Origin of the sequence: Microcoleus sp. N3A4 (assembly GCF_036701805.1) — a bacterium.
Lineage (GTDB): Bacteria > Cyanobacteriota > Cyanobacteriia > Cyanobacteriales > Microcoleaceae > Microcoleus.
Map to the genome: position 1 here is coordinate 55168 of NZ_JAUBRJ010000028.1, position 18188 is coordinate 73355.

The window sequence follows — 18188 nt, forward strand, 5'->3', positions numbered from 1 at the left end:
GCCCCCACTCCACGCAAGAGTCCTTAAAAGTCCAGAATTAAAATGTCAAAATTCAAGTTTTCTGCACTCATCACTGCTGTCTGCATGATGAGTATCGTTTTCTATACTTGGGTAGGGTTTTCGCAGTCTCCACAACCAACTGTGCGACTGACTGCTGAACCGCCAATCAGTCAGATTTTACCCTTTGAAGCCGAGGCAACTACACCTCTATCTCCGGTGTCGTTAAAGTTACAAGCTTTAGATGCGGCGGGTATTCCCTTAGAGAATGCTCGAATTGGGCTGACAATTCTAACTCCGCCTAAAAATCCTTGGTTTACCACCGATTTTCCGATCGTGGAGGGAACAAAGTTGCTGGATATAGAGGCTGTTGCAGCTAAAGGTGAGTTGCAAATCCAGCAAATGCTGCCGATTAGGGGAAATTATCAATTGTTAGCAAAGGTGACTCCGATCGCCCCAAATGCTTTTACTCCTTTTGAGCAAACTTTAACACTATCTGTCCCGGAAAACGGGGTGAAGTATCGCAATTTTTGGATTTTAGCTGCGATTTTGTTGGCTGTTGGGCTAGGTGGCGGCTTGGCAATTGGAGGAAAGCCCAAAATCCAAGCAGGAGAAATAGCGCCCGAGAGAGTGCGATTGCTGTTAAGTGGGGCGATAATAATTGCGATCGCTGCCTTGTTATTTGTCAATGTGAGTGCTGAAATTGCCCAGTCTGAGATGTCGATGCCAATGTCTCACATGACTGAATCCGCACCTACAGAAAAAATTAGCCCGATCGTGAAATCTCAGGGTTTTGAGGTGCGACTTTCTGGAGATGTTAGTGCCACAGTAGGTACAACTGCTAATTTACAAGTTCAAGTCACCGATATCAAAACAAATCAGCCAGTCACAGATGTATTGTTGAATATTAAAACTATCCAACTCGAACATGATTGGATTGCTTTTGCCTACAAAGGTGCGCCAGATGCAGCCGGAAAACTACTATGGCAAGAGCAGTTTTTTGATGGCGCACCTCATAAAGTTGAGGTAGAAGTTTCTCCCCAACCAAATGCAGCCCGTCAGTTTCCACCATTGCAGGTTTCACAAACTATTGAGGTTGAGGGAGTTGCGCCTCCTCTTTCAGTGCGGTTGACTGTGTTGGCTTACTTTACAGGCATTGTAGTCGCAGGAATGGCGATCGGATTTGGATTGCAGCGCCGTTTGCTTGGGCGGTGGCGGCTAATTTAATCGACGTGCGATCGGCAAAAATCACTATTGTCAACGTTCCTGATTTGAGAGATTATTAAATTCGCGAGTTCCTTGATAGCCAGATAAATCAGCTAACTCCTGCAACGATTTTTGCCCTTCGTAAAACTTACCGTTAATTTCCCAAGTGGGAGTCCCCTGAATCTTCGCAGCTTCGCAAAGATCCCGCCGAGCATTTTTCCCTTGAGGATTGCACTCGATATAATTGATAAAGCGAGCCGCTTCTTTGCCAAAATATTCCTTCTGCGCTTGACAATGCTCGCAGGTAAAAGAGCCGTACATTTTAGCTCCCACTATTTTTAAATGTCGCGCTAAAGCAATTTCTGAACTACCGGAAGATGTTGCAGTCTTCATGCTAGTTTCCTTAGCTGTACCGAGATTATTTACATCGGCATAAAGAGCCAAAGAAGAAATCAACACTAACATAGACACCAGAATTCCTATGAAAAATAGTTGTCCGATATCATCCCATTCGCGACCGATTAATGCTAAGACAAACAAGCTAGTTGCAAATAAAGCAGAGGCAATACAATAAATACAAGCGGCTTTGATATCAACAGCCAGTACATACATCAGATAGCCGCTAAAAATCGTCATAGCTGTGCTACCAGCAAACAGAAATAGTCCCGTCCAAGACTCTAACTTAGAGCGGAGACTCTTCTGTTCTGCGGGATTGACAAATAGGGGAGCTACGGCAAAAACTATCATGCTCAAATAGCCCAAAAAACCGAACAAAGAAAGAGGCAAACCAAAGACATAGGCATAGGGACTCGAAAGCACGATGTCGCAGCCTGCGATCGGACAAACTGCCGTTCCGTTGGATAACTTGACCGCTGTTAGATAGGCAGCGATCGCAGCCCCTATCGAGGCAATTCCTGCCGTAATCGGACGATAATAACGGTGAATCCAGGGCATAGAACGTTGACGGCGCATAATATTTTTGACCTCAGAATGTATGTCTCAATTGTGGGTAAGGTAGGCAATACTCAATTTGAAAAAACTCTATTTCAAAACTCTAGTAGCATTGAAAATAGCAGCTAAAGCCACCCCAACATCGGCAAAAACTGCCTCCCACATGGTAGCTAACCCAAAAGCACCCAAAGCAATAAATATGCCTTTGACTAACATGGCAAAAATGATATTTTGCCAGACAATATTGTGAGTTTTTCGGGCAATTTGGATGGCTTCAGCCACCTTTGACGGTGCATCTGACATAATTACAACATCGGCGGTTTCGATCGCCGCATCGGAGCCCAAACCCCCCATTGCTATGCCCACATCAGCTCTAGCAAGAACGGGTGCGTCATTAATTCCGTCCCCGACAAAAACAATTTTATCGCCTTTTTTAGATTGACCGATCAGTTTTTCGATCGCCTCGACTTTTCCTTCGGGCAATAATTCGGCTAAATAGGAATCTAAACCGAGCTGTTTGGCAACACTATCGGCTACAGCTTGATTATCTCCTGTGAGCATCACGATTCGCTCAACACCCAGTTTCTTGAGGTCGCGAATAGCCTGTACAGCGTCTTCCTTAAGCTCGTCAGCAATCAAAATATACCCAGCGTAGCGGTTGTCTACCGCTAAATGCACGATCGTACCTTCAGCATTGCAGACATCGTGAGCAATATTTTCTCGGTGCAGCAAACGGTCATTTCCCGCCAGCACAATTTGATTATTTAATTTGGCTCGAATGCCGTGTCCCGCTATTTCTTCGTAATCTTTCACATCCGATGAATCTATCTTTCCGCCGTAAGCTTCCAGAATAGATTTCGCGACAGGGTGATTGGATTGAGATTCTACTTTAGCCGCTATTGCCATTAACTCTGTTTGGGAAAAACCATTCTGAGGCACAATTTTTGCTACTTTAAAAACTCCTTTTGTCAGAGTTCCTGTTTTGTCCAAAACAACTGTCTTGACTGCTGTCAGGGTATCTAAAAAAGTCGAGCCTTTAACCAAAATACCGCGCTTGGCTGCACCGCCAATTCCCCCAAAGTATCCCAGAGGAATGCTAATCACCAATCCGCAAGGACAGGAAATAACTAACAAGACAAGGGCGCGGTAAACCCATAAAAATCTGTCTGCATTAGTTGCTCCTGAAATGAACAAAGGCGGAATTAAAGCCACTGCTAGCGATGCAAATACTACAAAAGGCGTGTAGTAACTGGCAAATTTGCTGATAAATTTCTCAGTTTCAGCTTTTTTGCTTCTGGCATTTTCTACTAATTCCAAAATTCGGGAGATTGAAGATTCGCCGAAGAGTTTGGTAACTTTGACGGTGAGAACTCCTGTCTGGTTAATTGTTCCCGCTAAAACTGTTTCTCCAGCTTTCACTGTTCGAGGTACTGATTCTCCAGTTAGTGCAGACGTGTCAATCTGAGAGTTGCCGTCGATAATTTCACCGTCTAAGGGAATTTTTTCTCCCGGTTTGACAAGGATGATATCGCCGACGGCTACTGTTTCTGGTGCAACTTTTTTGATGTCGCCATTTGCTTTGAGATTGGCGCTGTCTGGGCGAATTTCTAAAAGCGATCGGATCGATTGGCGCGATCGCCCGATCGCAAATTCTTGAAAAAGTTCTCCGATTTTGAAAAACAACATCACCCCGACTGCTTCAGGGAGTTTGTGAATAGCGACAGCGCCGAGTGTTGCTACAGTCATTAAGAAATTTTCATCAAAAAATCGGCCTCGCAGAATGTTGCGGCCGGCAATAGTTAAAACATTCCATCCGCTTAAAAGATAGGCCGGGATGAAAACCAGATATTCACCTATAGAATAGGGCGTGTTGTGCAGTTTTTCTTCAAAAATTAAACCGCCGACAAATAGTACAACAACCAATATCACAGGAATCAATTCTTGATTCAGGTTAAAATCTCCGTTCCCGTGGTCGTGGCCGTGGTCGTGGCCGTGGTCGTGGCCGTGGTCGTCGTGGTTGTGATTCTCATGGCTGTGTTCGTGGTGGTCGTCGTGACTACAGCAGCCGGAATCGCTCGATTTGGCTTTTTGCATGGTTTTTCCTGGGTTTATTCCAACACCTGATAGTATGAATAGATATTCATATTGTATAGTCAAAAATAAAATATAGTAGATTTTGAGTTAAAAATCTACTATATTTTATAAAAATATTGTTAAGTTGGTCGGGAACGTTACCAGGGATTAAGAGTAATAACTATTCTCAGTTTCCGATTGAGAGAGAGAATGATTATCCATAGTCGTCAGTCATTAATATCAATTCCGTTAGCATCGGAATGATATAAACGGAGGACACGGCAGTGCCGTTTCCCTACCGCGATCGATTGTAGGGACACGGCACTGCCGTGTCCTATATATCATTCCGGTGCAGCCGGAATTGATATAACTAATTCATCCGCCGGATAAATTCTAAAGGCAAACCGTCAGTATCGGCAATAAAAGCTACTTCGTAAACATTTTGCCCGATCGCCTGTTGAGTCGGTTCTAATAAAACTTTCAAAGCTTGAAACTGGTTTGGTTGGTCTTTAGCAGCTTCCTCAAACCGCTCTTTCAAAGACTGCAACCAGCTAGGCAAGTCAGTTGTCGCTTCAGTTAAATCAAAAGATAAATGATAATATCCAACATAATGCTCGTCTCCAAAAGCATCCGGTGCGGGTTTTGGTTCCGGGATTTGAATGAGTTCGATGCGTCCGTTAAGACCTTCCATCCAACAGGCTAGAGTGTAACCAGTGGTAAAGCGATCGCTCACAGTAAATCCCAACTGTTCGTAAAAGGCGATCGCCCGGTGAATGTTAGCAGTGCGAATCGAGGCGTGGTGCATTTGATTTTGTCAGTTGACAGTTGTCAGTTGGCAGTTGGCAGTTGGCAGTTGATAGTTGGCAGTTGGCAGTTGATAGTTGATAGTTGATAGTTGTCAGTTGATAGTTGTCAGTTGATAGTTGTCAGTTGATAGTTGTCAGTTGATAGTTGATAGTTGGCAGTTGATAGTTGATAGTTTTCAGTTGATAGTTGTCAGTTGATAGTTGTTATTAATCGGCATTATGATTTGTTAATCATTAGTTACTTTATTTACTTATTACTGATAATTCCAGACTCAGGAATAAATTTAGTCTGTTAATTTCCTAATGACAACGGACAACTGTCAACGGACAACTGTCAACGGACAACTGCCAACTGACAACTGACTATTCAAACAACCGAAAATAGGGATATCTAATCGGAACTCCCGGCTCTTTTTCCAAATCAAAATTAATCACTTCCCAGCAAGGTTCCTCCTGGGGCTCGGGGCTAAAATCCACAGGTAGACCGTAAAGCCTCGGCCGCGGCGATTCCGACTGGCCCCGCCAAGGCGTGCTGCGTTCCAAATAAGCGCTGATTAAGTCGCGATAGCGTTGGGCAACGATCACGCGAGTTGCTCGGTAGCCTTGAGTATAGAGTCGATCGAGCGCTTCGTGAATTTCAAACCGAATCCCGTCGGGGTGCGTGTGCTGGCGATACCATTCATTCTCCCAGCGGCGCCAGTGCCGCCCAGACTGAAGGTGAACCAGTTCCCCCGTTTTTGGATCTGCCTCAAATGCCCCGTGACGCGGACACAAATAGGTATCCGTGAGCGTTAGAGCCGGAATTGTTTGGCGACAGTGGGGACACTGAATTTCCGGGCCAAACATCGGGTATTGCAAGGCAACTTCAATCATTTATTTGCGTCCCAGCATATTTTCTCTGCAAAAGTGCCAAATATTTTTATTATATCCCGTATCAACAACCAGCTAATCTGCTAGAAGTATAACGATCGACGAACAAATGAGCAATCTCAACGAACCTCTGCCTGCACTTCCTTCCCATTGGCCCAGGCCCGATCTGTCCCAAGCGGCTTTTGTCGCTGAAGGTGCTGTTGTCATCGGCAGGGTTGAGGTGGCAGCGGGCGCTAGTATCTGGTACGGGGCGGTGGTGCGGGCGGATGTAGAGCGAATTGCGATCGGCTCAAGTACCAATATCCAAGATGGAGCAATTCTGCACGGCGATCCGGGGAAACCGACTGTTTTGGAAGATTTCGTGACAGTCGGACACCGAGCCGTGATTCACTCAGCTTACATTGAACGGGGCTGCCTGATCGGGATTGGGGCGATCGTCCTAGACGGAGTGAGGGTGGGAACAGGCTCTATCGTCGGTGCAGGGGCGGTTGTCACCAAAGACGTTCCCCCTCACACGCTAGTTGCGGGAGTGCCTGCCAAGCGCCTGCGGGATGTCTCTGAGGAAGAAGCTGCGGAGTTGGTGGAACACGCTAAGCGTTACGAAAAGTTGGCTTTGGTTCACGCGGGGAAAGGTTCTGATTTGGGATTTGGTTAGTTGATACAATAAGATTTTTAGCAAAAAACTATTAGTTTCCAATGGCTTACACCGCGCAAAAAATCCTCACCTTTGAAACATTCCTCGATCGATATTGTGACAACTTCCGCTACGAGCTCGCTGACGGAGAATTAGTTGACATGGAACCAACAGGCCCGCACGAAACCGTCAGCGGTAAACTGGCAACTCAAATCGGCATCGCCATCGCAGCAGAAAAACTACCTTGGTTCATTCCCCGCACTTGTTTGATCCGTCCATTTTCAGATGCAGCTACTGCCCGCCGTCCCGATATTGTCGTGTTAGATGAAACCGCCCTTGTCAGCGAACCACTCTGGGAAAGAGAACCTGTGATTACGCTGGGGCGATCGATTAAATTGGTGGTAGAAGTTGTTAGCACTAACTGGGAAACAGATTACGCCCGGAAAGTTGAAGAATATGCTCTTTTAGGAATTCCCGAATATTGGATCGTTGATTATCGCGGATTGGGAGGCGTGGCTTTTATCGGTAAACCAAAACAACCTACAGTCACTGTTTGCCAACTGATTGACGAAGATTATACCAAGCAACAATTTCGCCTCAACCAACCGATTATTTCTCCTCTGCTAAAGAACTTGCAACTTCGGTTAGATGATATTCTGCCCCGATAAAGTGGGGTGTCAAACTAGATATAGGAATTACGCACGGGTAGTCAGGGTTTCGACACTTCTACGGAGTTTATTCTGATTCATCTATCATCGGTTTTTGGGCAGCGTGTCGCACAAAAATAATCTGAACTGTATCATCAACAATCGCAAACAGAATTCGATAGGCATTTCGTCCCTTGCCGTAAACAAGTTGTCGTATTTCTTCGTCAAAAAAACTATTCTCAAACGCGAAGGAACAACGAGAAGGCATATTTTCTAGCGATAAGATAGCTTTGTACAAGCCTTCTAACCAATTTCTAGCCTTCTGAGAAGAATGATTGCTCAACCAAAAATAAGATTCCTCGATCGCTTTTTGCGCTGCGGGTTGGATAATGACTTGATATTTCTGATTCATGGCTAACTGTCTAGCTTATCAAACAGTTGATTGAAAAAATCCTCCGCTTTTTGCCCTTCCCCTCGATCCATTTGTGCCAAACCCAGTTTAATTCCCTTTAAAGTCTCTAATAACTCAACCGCATCTAAAAGTTTCTGATAGGATTCAGCATCCTGAATAACTAACTCTGCTTTCCCATTGACAGTTAGAACTAAAGGATGTTTTGTTTGTTTGAGGCGCTGCACAAACTCAGTCGTATTACGTTTAAAATCGGTGAGAGAATGTATGTCTCTTGAAAGGTTAATCATAATGATGACATGAAATTAGCATTTAATTAAATGTTAAACGATACCTGCGGAGTTTGTCAATCTAAGCTTAGGTGATATTCTGCCCCGATAAAGTGGCTTGCTGCAATCTAAAATCTAAAATCTAAATCAGAAACTGGGTTTTTTGCGTAAGTCCTATATATACTATTAAAGCTCTGCCGGAATTCCGCCGATCGCCCTTCCCACTAACATCTATCATGAACGATCGCACATCTACTCCAAACATCCCCCCGCACACCTGGAAACGCCCCATCGGCCTCGGTTGGGAGAATCCCTATACAGTCCGCTACGCAAGCAATCTCGACGACGGCCCCTGGCACGGGATGCCTCTGGGCGGGTTCGGTGCCGGCTGCATCGGGCGATCGTCCCGCGGCGACTTTAACCTCTGGCACATTGACGGCGGCGAGCACATTTTTCGCAGTTTGCCCGCTTGTCAGTTCAGCGTTTTTGAAGAAACTCAAGGCCAGAAACAAGCTTTTGCACTGTCTACTGAACCGCCTACCGATGGTAGTTTATCTAGTTGGAAATGGTATCCTGGCGAAGGAAGAAGGAAGAAGGAAGAAGGAAGAAGGGAAGAAGGAGAAATAACCGGGGAAGAGTCTAATTCTTCGGGGACTTATCATGCTTTGTATCCGCGCAGTTGGTTTGTTTATGAAAATGTGTTTCAGGCTCAATTAAGCTGCGAACAATTTTCGCCAATTTTGCCGAACAATTATCAGGAAAGCAGTTACCCAGTCGCCATGTTTGAATGGGTGGCGCACAATCCTACAGATGCGCCGATTACTCTCAGCATCATGTTAACTTGGGAGAATATTGTTGGTTGGTTTACTAATGCTAATAAGTCGCCGGAAGTGATGGTGCGCGATGATGGCAGTCCATTTTATGATTATCAATCCCGCTGGGGAGAAAGTGCCAGAAATTTGAATTTGTTGGTGGAAGATTTTCACCGGATCGGTTGCGTCATGACGCGGTTGACTGCTGAGGACGAACCGCAAGAGGGGGATGGACAATGGGCGATCGCAACTATTACTAATCCGGCGGTAGAAGTATTCTATCAAACTCGCTGGAACCCGGCGGGGAATGGCGAGGATATTTGGCGCAACTTTTCTGCTGAAGGTTTCTTGTTGGATGACAAAGACGAGACAGCAGCAGCAGCAGGGGAACAGTTAGCCTGTGCGATCGCAGTTCGCTTTACTATTCGACCGGGAAAAACTCGCAAAATCCCCTTTATTATAGCTTGGGATTTGCCCGTTACTGAGTTTGCATCGGGAGTTTGGTATTACCGCCGCTATACAGATTTCTTCGGCCGCAACGGCAAAAATGCTTGGCCGATTATTCGCACTGCAATGAAGCATTCCGATACTTGGCGCGAAAATATTGAAGCTTGGCAAAAACCCATTTTAGAACGGAAAGATTTGTCAGACAGTTTTAAAATGGCTTTGTTTAACGAGTTGTACATCCTAACTGACGGCGGCACGCTTTGGAGTGCGGCTGACGAACGCGATCCGAAGGGTCAATTTGGAGTTTTGGAGTGCATTGATTACCGTTGGTACGAAAGTTTGGACGTGCGGCTTTACGGTTCTTTTGCTTTGTTGATGCTGTGGCCGGAATTAGAAAAATCGGTAATTATAGCTTTTGCACGGGCAATTTCTGCTGGTGACGATACGCCTAGAATTGTGGGCTGGAATCAAGCATCGGCTATTAGAAAAGCCGTCGGTGCGACGCCGCACGATTTGGGTGCTCCTAACGAACATCCTTGGGAGAAAACGAATTATACTAGCTATCAAGATTGCAATTTGTGGAAGGATTTGCCTTGCGATTTTGTGTTGCAGGTTTATCGGGACTTCCTGTTGACTGGCGGCACAGATTGCGAGTTTTTGCAAGAGTGTTGGCAGGCAATTGTTGAGGCTTTGGCTTATCTGAAAACTTTTGATGAGGATGGGGACGGAATTCCTGAGAATTCGGGAGCACCGGATCAGACGTTTGATGATTGGCAAATGCGGGGGATAAGTGCGTATTGCGGGGGTTTGTGGTTGGCGGCGCTGGAGAGTGCGATCGCGATCGGCGAAATCTTGGAAAATGCAGCACCGGATACGATTCCTAATCCCCAAGAGAAGATTGCATTATATCACAGTTGGCTGCTACAAGCAAGACCTAGCTATCAAGAAAAACTGTGGAACGGTCAATATTACCGTTTGGACAGCGAGAGTAATTCGGAAGTAGTGATGGCAGATCAACTGTGCGGTCAGTTTTACGCGAAACTGTTAGGATTGCCGGATATTGTACCGCCAGAATGTGCAGTCAGTGCTTTAGAAACTGTGTACAATTCTTGCTTTTTGAAGTTCAATGAGGGCGAGTTCGGTGCGGCGAATGGAGTAATGCTGAACGGTTCGCCGGAAAATCCGAATGCGACTCATCCTTTGGAAGTTTGGACGGGGATTAATTTTGGGTTGGCGGCTTTTTTGGTGCAGATGGGAATGGAGGAGAAAGCGTTTAAATTGACGGATGCGGTGGTGAAGCAGATTTATGAGAATGGGTTGCAGTTTCGGACGCCGGAAGCGATTACGGCGGGGGGAACTTTTCGGGCGAGTCACTATTTGCGGGCGATGGCTATTTGGGCGATTTACTATGTGATATCAATTCCGGTTACACCGAAATGACTGTTGACTGTTGACTGTTGGCTGTTGACTGTTGACTGTTGACTGTTAAAAATCTCAAATCTCAAATCTCAAATCTCAAATCGTTTGACTGTTGACGGGCGGGTGGAAAAACTGAATAGTTGAGTTTTAACTGTTGACTCGATTTTATGATTCCGATGCAACCGGAAACGATGTGATGAGTTTGAAAACCGCAGATGCAGGCAGATGAACGCCGATAAACGCAGATAAATCAGATATTATATGCGTTTATTTGGGTTTATTTGGGTTGAAAATAAGGCGCGATCGATTTACTAAATTACGGTAAAGTCTTGTAGTGCGATCGCACTAGCTTCCACTCCATTCAAAGCAGCCAACAGTTGACCGTTCTGACCAATCCTGATGAAAGCTGCATTAGCGTTTTGGGTAATACTGAGTTGAGCAAAAGTTATACCGCCCGCTAACACCAGCAAATCTTCACCTTTTGTGAAATCAGTAATTTCATCGCTGTTATCACCTGCTGTTAAAACAAAGCGATCGCGCCCAATGCCGCCGCTGAGAATATCAATTCCCGGCGTTGCTGAATACAGGTATGAATTCAAGATTTCCCAATTGCTATAAGCCCGCTTGAGGGTGAGTTTTGTAACATCAAGCGAAAAGTTGATTCATACCGTGAATCAGCAACGCCATTGGTTTTTGTGAATCGCTCACTCGCTCTATCATACCTCAATTCAGCAACGCTGGAAAATTAAGATGTACCGAGCTTAGCAAATTCACATATTAAATGTCATGAAAAAAATTAACAATCAAGACTGATATTAATTTTCCGTGAACCTGCAACAGAGGCATCTTTATAGGGGCAAGTTTAGCAATTAATTTATTTCACAAACCGACTATTCCCGTACACAAATCGCCTTTTTAAGGTTCGATCGCTAACAGTTCTTGTGCTACCAATCCTTTCTGAATTGCGAGAACAGCAGCTTGAGTGCGATCGCGCACTTCTAACTTTTGCAAAATTGCGTGCACGTGCACCCGTACCGTACCCGGGGCAATGTACAATATTTGAGCAATTTCCTGATTGCTTTTTCCCCCCGCAACTAAAGCCAAGATTTCCTGTTCTCGCTTCGTCAGCGGATTCTCTAAAAGTTCCGATTTCAACCCATTTTTTAAAGGTTCGGGATTAGCAAAAACCGCCCTAATTTCCGCAGTCGCGGCCTTATCCCACCACGAAGCGCCCGCCGCTACCGATCGAATTGCCAACACCAAAGTTTCCGCCGCAATTCCTTTTAGACAATAGCCCTGAGCACCCGCACCAATCAATCTTTCAATTAAGGATTTTTGCGAATGAGAAGTTAAGATTAAAACGGGAATTGCTGGATGTCGCTGTTTAATTTGGCGGCACGCTTCAATACCCCCAATTCCAGGCAAACCGACATCGAGAACTACCACATCGGGCAAGTGTTCCTGAGTCAATTCTACTGCCGTTTCGCCATCTTCCGCTTCAGCAATTACTTGCAAGCAACTTTCTTGCTGCAACCGCGTTTGCAGCCCCAACCGAAACAGTTCGTCGTCTTCAACTAGGAGAATTCGCAAGGGATAAACTGGTTTCATTTCTCTGGGATAGCAGGGAGTCGGAATCCAAACAAAGCGCCGTGCGGCAATTTATTTTCTGCCCAAATTATACCGCCGTGCGCCTCAATAATTTGGCGGGACAAGTACAATCCCAATCCCGATCCTTTGGCTTGCCGATCGCCGTTTCCTTGATAAAAACGTTCAAACAAGTGGGGCAGTTCCTCTGCTGTAATTCCTAACCCGCTATCAATAACTTTCACGATCTGATAACTTGAATAAAATTCCATCAACACTTCTACTTTACCACCGCGAGGAGAATGGTTGATCCCGTTTGTTAGTAAATTAGCAAAAACGCGCTGAAGTTGCACTGCATCGCCGTTTACCCACAAAGAGCGGCGGAAATCTGACTCTCCGTAACTCATATTAATGTAAACCCGGCGCGCTGCCGATAAATTGATGAGGGTTGCAATTACTTCTTCTGCCAAAGCAACTAAATTTACGGGCGCAAGTTGCAGTTTTAAACCTTCGGTATCGTTGCGGTAAACATCCAGCAGCGTTTCTACTAATTGTAATGTCATTTTGTGCGATCGCGCCATTGTTTCCAGAACTTTTTGCTGAGTGGAAGTCACATCCCCAAATTTTGCCTGCTGGAAAGCTTTAATAGTTTCGATCGCCCCCAGCATCGGCGTTTTCAAGTCGTGACTCAAAGTAGAGACAAAATCTTCTCGGATGCTGGCTAACTGCTGCTGCGACTGCAACTCAGCTTTAGCGATCGCGATCGCTTCTTGGTACTGCTGGTTGCGATCGCTCAAATATCCCGTCACTCCTAAAGCCATGACTGCGATCGATCTATTTGCAACTGTCGCTAGGGCGATCGCTTCTCCGGGAGGAACAAACAAATTTAACAGGGTCAAAGCTGCCGCTACCAGCGTAATTTGCAACTTACCCAACCGACTCAAGCGCGAATTTGCCAGTAAAATCGGCCCTGTGTACAAATACCCAAACAGATACTCCGACGGCGTAGTAAATTCCAGCACTACAACGATCGAAAATAAAATTGCGATCGACCACCTCCCCCGCAAATACTTCTCTTGAACAGCCAGGTTTTTTGGGAGGGAAGATAAACTTTTAAACATCCTCAATCAATCCATTTTATATTTTATATTCACAGTTTTTTTTCTGCCGCCTTCTAGCTTCAGCTTCCACCACCTTCTACATTCTGCCTTACACAACTGCTTTTATTGAAAGTTTTTCACGCATTATCGCGCAAAAGCATTGCGTTTAGACAGGATATATATCTCGGAGTATAGACAATTAACAGAGCTAAATATTCATCTATTATGACAAATATAGAACGGGTAAGCAGAATTCGCCAACAGCAATTTATACCTGAAAGCTGATTATCCAAACTTCTAACAGTGAGTATAGTAATCAGTAAAGGTAGAGGTAGAGGGCATTTTGTGGCAGGCAGAAGCGATATATCAACTTTGTCTAACCAAGGCGATTTCAGTCCCATCCAAATTAACAATAGTTATTGTGGCGCGGCCTTAAATGCTATACAATTGCTCGATATAACAATCCTAAATCAGCCGCAAAATCGAGCGAGACCAGAATCCTTGCAGTGCGAGCCAGAAAGCTCGCGTATAATGCAAGCAAATCATTTAGGATTGCTATAGCTGTCAAAGGGTGCGATTAGCAAAAGAAAAACGAGGAACGATCGCCAGCGAAAACCCGCTGGTGGCGTTAATCCCTCCGGCTGAGGAGATTGCATCTTAGCAGCAGCATTGAATTCGGCGATCGCCCCCAAACTGAAAGTGACCTTCAAAAAAAAGTTCGCCCGGTTTTTGGAACCTCCCACCGAACCCATTTCGCGATCGGCAAAACCCATTTATCCAACGATAAAAAATTGGCTCAGTTATGCAGCAAGGATTACTTCAAATCGCATTAACCCTAATCATTTTAATAGCAATCGCGCCTGTCTTCGGCAACTACATGGCGCGGGTTTACATGGGACAAGAAACCATTCTCGCCCCCGCTATTAAACCCCTAGAACAACTCATCTATAAAGCCAGCAACATCCGGTCTGTAGATTCGATGACAGGTTGGCAATATGCCCGATCGTTACTCTACAGCAATGCAGCAATGGGCATATTTGTTTTCTTAATTTTCATGCTTCAGGGAGTGCTGCCTTTAAATGCCACCGGCTTAAGTGTCCCAACCTGGGATACTGCGCTGCACACAACTATTTCATTCCTCACAAATACCGACCAACAGCATTACTCCGGCGAGACAACATTCAGTTATCTATCCCAGTTAACCCTGGGATTTTTAATGTTTACCTCAGCCGCTACCGGTTTAGCAGTAGGGATTGCCTTTATTCGGGGATTGACCGGCCGCCCCCTTGGCAACTTTTACATCGATTTAATTCAATCAATCACCAGGATTCTGCTGCCCCTTTCTTTAATAATTGCCTTGCTTTTGCTAATTTCAGGAGTGCCGGAAACCCTAGCAGGCCCGGCAGTTGCCAATACTTTAGAAGGCGGCACGCAAGTAATCGCTCGCGGCCCAGTTGCTCACTTTGAAAGTATCAAACAACTGGGAGAAAATGGCGGCGGATTTTTTGCCATAAACTCGGCTCACCCCTTTGAAAATCCTAGCCCTTTTACTAACTTGCTGGAAACACTAGCAATGCTTTCTATACCAGCAGCACTCATTCACACATACGGCAGATTTGCCAATAACAAAAAGCAGGGATGGCTGATTTTTTGGATGGTGTTTGCCATCTACGTTGTCTTGATTGGCATTGCAGCGTTTGGCGAATACGCCGGCAACCCTCAAATCAATAATTTACTGGGTTCGCAGCAACCTAATTTAGAAGGTAAAGAAGTTAGGTTTGGCTGGGCAGAGACTGCACTTTGGGCTGTCACTACGACTGGGACAATGTGCGGGGCTGTCAACGGAATGCACGATTCTTTAATGGCTCCCGGTGGTTTTACTACTCTGTTTAATTTGTTTCTGCAAATCGTTTGGGGCGGACAAGGAACGGGAACCGCTTACTTGTTTATCTACTCCATTTTGAGCGTGTTTCTCACCGGATTGATGGTGGGAAGAACGCCAGAATTTTTAGGACGAAAAATAGAGAAGCGGGAAATTGTTTTAGCTAGCGTTGTTTTGTTAATTCACCCGATCGCAGTTTTAATCCCCGGTGCCATTTCCCTCGCCTTTCCCGACAGTTTGAGCGGCATCAGCAACCCGGGATTTCACGGCATTTCCCAGGTGATGTACGAATACGCTTCGGCGGCGGCTAACAACGGTTCTGGTTTTGAAGGATTGGCCGACTCTCAACCCGCGCCGACAGGACTTTGGTGGAATTTAAGCACCTGTTTTAGCCTGCTGTTGGGGCGCTACGTTCCAATTATTGCCCTGCTGCTTTTAGCTGACAGCATGACGAACAAACAACTGGTTCCCGAAACAACGGGCACTCTCAGAACAGATTCAGTTTTGTTCACCAGCGTCACCGCAGGAGTAATCGTAATTCTGGGCGCGCTGACATTTTTTCCAGTTTTGGCTTTAGGGCCAATTGCCGAAGGATATGAAATTAGCAGCGGCAAATTTGAACCCACACCGATAACTGCACCCACAACACCTTTAGCAACGCCTTCGCCTTTAGCAACACCTTCGCTTTTAGCAACGCCTTCGCCTTTAGCAACGCCTTCGCCTGAAGCGACAACGCCGACACCAAACAGCGGACAGTAGATGTAGATTGCATTAAGTAATGCAGCGACAATAAACTGCTCTTGCTGGCAACAATCCCAAATCTAAAATCCCAAATCCCAAATCTAAAATCTAAAATCTAAAATCTAAAATCCCCAATCGACATGGCTTCTTCCAATACTCCAGATTCCCCAAAAAAACCTGCTAGAGGCTCTCGCGAGTCTCGCAAGCACACGCCGAAAGCAAATACTAAAGGTCTTTATCAAAGAGCTTTTAAAGAAGCTTTTGTCAAGCTAAACCCGCGGGTAATGCTGAAAAATCCGGTGATGTTTGTGGTGTGGGTTGGCACAATTGTGACTGCATTATTAACGATCGACCCGACGCTGTTCGGCCCGGTTCCCGGCAACAATCAGGTAGTTTTTAACGGTCTGGTGACGTTAATTTTGTTCTTCACTTTGGTATTTGCTAATTTTGCTGAAGCGGTGGCGGAAGGGCGCGGCAAAGCGCAAGCAGATGCGCTGCGATCGACCAAAGCCGACACAACCGCCCGCAAACTCCTACCAGACGGTTCAATTCAAGAAGTTAGTTCGACATCCCTGAGACGCGGCGACCAAATTAAAGTGATCGCAGGCGATGTGATTCCTGCCGACGGCGAAGTGATTGCAGGCGTCGCGTCGGTGGATGAATCTGCGATCACTGGCGAATCTGCCCCGGTGCTAAAGGAACCGGGATCGGACATCGCCAGTTCCGTTACCGGCGGGACGCGCATCCTTTCCGACGAACTGACGCTGCGGGTGATGGCCGACCCCGGCAAGGGGTTTTTGGACAGGATGATCGCGCTGGTAGAGGGCGCAGAACGCTCGAAAACGCCGAACGAGATCGCGCTGACGGTGCTGCTAGCCGTGCTGACGCTGGTGTTTTTGATTGTGGTTTCGACGATTCCGCCGATCGGCAATTACGTGAAAACTCCCGTGGGCGTGGTGACGCTGATTTCGCTGCTGGTGGCGCTGATTCCAACAACCATTGGCGGTTTGCTGAGCGCGATCGGCATTGCGGGGATGGATCGCGTCGCTCAATTTAACGTGATAGCGACTTCTGGACGCGCCGTGGAGGCTTGCGGTGACGTGAATACGCTGATTTTGGACAAAACGGGGACGATCACGCTGGGGAACCGTTTAGCCGAGGAGTTTATTCCGGTAAACGGTCACTCGCTGCAAGAAGTGGCGCAGGTAGCCTTGGATGCTAGCGTGTTTGACGATACTCCCGAGGGAAAGTCGATCGTCCGTTTGGCTCAGAATTTGGGCGCACAGGTGGAGTTCGATCGCACCAACGCTACTGGGCTTGATTTTTCCGCAAAAACGCGGATGTCTGGCACGGATTTGCCGGATGGGACGGAGGTTCGCAAGGGTGCGGTGGAGGCGGTGAAGGGTTTTGTGCGATCGCGCGGCGGCAATTTCGGGCAGGATCTCGATGAAGCTTACGAGCGAGTTTCGCGACTTGGAGGCACACCTCTAGGCGTTTGTCAAGGTAACGACACCTACGGCATTATCTATTTGAAAGATGTGATTAAACCGGGAATTCGCGATCGGTTTGACCAACTGCGAAAAATGGGAATTCGCACCATTATGCTCACCGGAGATAACCGGATTACAGCATCAGTAATTGCCGACGAAGCAGGCGTTGACGACTTCATTGCCGAAGCAACTCCCGAGGACAAAATCGAAGTAATTCGCAAGCAACAAGCAGAAGGCAAATTAGTAGCAATGACGGGAGACGGAACCAACGACGCACCCGCACTAGCGCAAGCAAACGTAGGACTGGCGATGAATTCGGGAACCCAAGCAGCGAAAGAAGCTGCGAACATGGTGGACTTAGATTCTGACCCCACAAAACTGATTGACTTAGTGACAATCGGCAAACAATTGCTGATTACTCGCGGCGCGCTGACTACATTTTCCCTAGCCAATGACATAGCAAAATATTTTGCAATTATTCCGGCAATGTTTGCTCCGGTTGGTGCTTTGAACGTCATGGGTTTAGCCAGCGGTCAATCTGCGGTTTTGTCGGCATTAGTTTACAATGCTTTGATTATTCCCGCTTTAATTCCCCTAGCATTAACTGGTGTAAAGTTTCGACCTTTGAGCGCCAACCAACTGTTGCAGCGGAACATTTTAATCTACGGATTGGGCGGGGCAGTTGCGCCGTTTATTGCCATCAAAATTATTGATGTTTTGATTACCGCCGTTGGGTTAGCATAAAGAAGTCATTAGTCATTAGTCAGCAGTCATTAGTCATTAGGCTCGTTCCCAGGCTCTGCCTGGAAACGCAAATCTAGAGGCTCTCCCTCGCCTCAATTATCAGCAAT

Annotated in this window: 16 protein-coding genes; 6 read left to right on the forward strand and 10 right to left on the reverse strand. The window is 46.2% G+C overall.

Going from position 1 to position 18188, the window contains the following annotated elements:
* The first annotated feature begins 42 nt into the window (after positions 1-42).
* Entirely contained in the window at positions 43-1224 is a 1182-nt protein-coding gene (locus QUA56_RS17625; RefSeq protein ID WP_333359819.1) for a hypothetical protein, read from the forward strand.
* A gap of 30 nt (positions 1225-1254) precedes the next feature.
* On the opposite strand, the gene QUA56_RS17630 is transcribed toward QUA56_RS17625, so the two are convergent.
* From QUA56_RS17630 to QUA56_RS17645, 4 genes are all read right to left on the reverse strand, one after another.
* Positions 1255-2175, reverse strand: coding sequence for a vitamin K epoxide reductase family protein (locus QUA56_RS17630; RefSeq protein ID WP_333359821.1), 921 nt, complete (start codon positions 2173-2175; stop codon positions 1255-1257).
* A gap of 69 nt (positions 2176-2244) precedes the next feature.
* On the reverse strand, positions 2245-4248 hold the full coding sequence (locus QUA56_RS17635; RefSeq protein WP_333359823.1) for a heavy metal translocating P-type ATPase: 2004 nt from the start codon (positions 4246-4248) through the stop codon (positions 2245-2247).
* Between the two features lie 349 nt (positions 4249-4597).
* Positions 4598-5032, reverse strand: coding sequence for a VOC family protein (locus QUA56_RS17640; RefSeq protein ID WP_333359824.1), 435 nt, complete (start codon positions 5030-5032; stop codon positions 4598-4600).
* A 364-nt stretch (positions 5033-5396) separates the two neighbouring features.
* Positions 5397-5906, reverse strand: coding sequence for a TIGR02652 family protein (locus QUA56_RS17645; protein WP_333359826.1), 510 nt, complete (start codon positions 5904-5906; stop codon positions 5397-5399).
* A gap of 106 nt (positions 5907-6012) precedes the next feature.
* Between QUA56_RS17645 and QUA56_RS17650 the strand changes: the two genes are divergently transcribed.
* Both QUA56_RS17650 and QUA56_RS17655 read left to right on the forward strand, forming a co-directional pair.
* Positions 6013-6558, forward strand: coding sequence for a gamma carbonic anhydrase family protein (locus QUA56_RS17650; RefSeq protein ID WP_333359828.1), 546 nt, complete (start codon positions 6013-6015; stop codon positions 6556-6558).
* Between the two features lie 41 nt (positions 6559-6599).
* Entirely contained in the window at positions 6600-7205 is a 606-nt protein-coding gene (locus QUA56_RS17655; protein WP_333359830.1) for a Uma2 family endonuclease, read from the forward strand.
* 67 nt (positions 7206-7272) lie between these two features.
* Here QUA56_RS17655 and QUA56_RS17660 read toward each other — a convergent pair whose 3' ends face one another.
* On the reverse strand, positions 7273-7596 hold the full coding sequence (locus QUA56_RS17660; protein WP_333359832.1) for a type II toxin-antitoxin system RelE/ParE family toxin: 324 nt from the start codon (positions 7594-7596) through the stop codon (positions 7273-7275).
* 2 nt (positions 7597-7598) lie between these two features.
* Positions 7599-7883 (reverse strand): type II toxin-antitoxin system Phd/YefM family antitoxin, encoded by a 285-nt coding sequence (locus QUA56_RS17665; RefSeq protein ID WP_172187146.1) that lies wholly within the window; start codon positions 7881-7883, stop codon positions 7599-7601.
* A 215-nt stretch (positions 7884-8098) separates the two neighbouring features.
* Here QUA56_RS17665 and QUA56_RS17670 point away from each other — a divergent pair, with 215 nt between their 5' ends.
* Positions 8099-10561: a GH116 family glycosyl hydrolase gene (locus tag QUA56_RS17670; protein ID WP_333359834.1), complete on the forward strand. Its 2463-nt coding sequence runs from the start codon at positions 8099-8101 to the stop codon at positions 10559-10561.
* A gap of 290 nt (positions 10562-10851) precedes the next feature.
* On the opposite strand, the gene QUA56_RS17675 is transcribed toward QUA56_RS17670, so the two are convergent.
* From QUA56_RS17675 to QUA56_RS17690, 4 genes are all read right to left on the reverse strand, one after another.
* On the reverse strand, positions 10852-11139 hold the full coding sequence (locus QUA56_RS17675; RefSeq protein WP_333359836.1) for a hypothetical protein: 288 nt from the start codon (positions 11137-11139) through the stop codon (positions 10852-10854).
* A gap of 316 nt (positions 11140-11455) precedes the next feature.
* Positions 11456-12148, reverse strand: a complete 693-nt coding sequence (locus QUA56_RS17680) for a response regulator transcription factor (protein WP_333359838.1) — start codon at positions 12146-12148, stop codon at positions 11456-11458.
* The gene (locus tag QUA56_RS17685; protein WP_333359840.1) at positions 12145-13245 is read right to left on the reverse strand and encodes a HAMP domain-containing sensor histidine kinase; all 1101 of its coding nucleotides are present in this window, start codon (positions 13243-13245) and stop codon (positions 12145-12147) included. Before QUA56_RS17685 ends, QUA56_RS17680 begins: the two co-directional genes overlap by 4 nt.
* Positions 13246-13766: 521 nt before the next feature.
* Complete coding sequence (locus QUA56_RS17690) at positions 13767-13997, reverse strand: hypothetical protein (protein ID WP_333359842.1); 231 nt, start codon at positions 13995-13997, stop codon at positions 13767-13769.
* Positions 13998-14026: 29 nt separating this feature from the next.
* Between QUA56_RS17690 and kdpA the strand changes: the two genes are divergently transcribed.
* Both kdpA and kdpB read left to right on the forward strand, forming a co-directional pair.
* Positions 14027-15865: a potassium-transporting ATPase subunit KdpA gene (gene kdpA, locus QUA56_RS17695; protein ID WP_333359844.1), complete on the forward strand. Its 1839-nt coding sequence runs from the start codon at positions 14027-14029 to the stop codon at positions 15863-15865.
* A 122-nt stretch (positions 15866-15987) separates the two neighbouring features.
* On the forward strand, positions 15988-18081 hold the full coding sequence (gene kdpB / locus QUA56_RS17700) for a potassium-transporting ATPase subunit KdpB (protein WP_333359846.1): 2094 nt from the start codon (positions 15988-15990) through the stop codon (positions 18079-18081).
* The last annotated feature ends 107 nt before the right edge of the window (positions 18082-18188 follow it).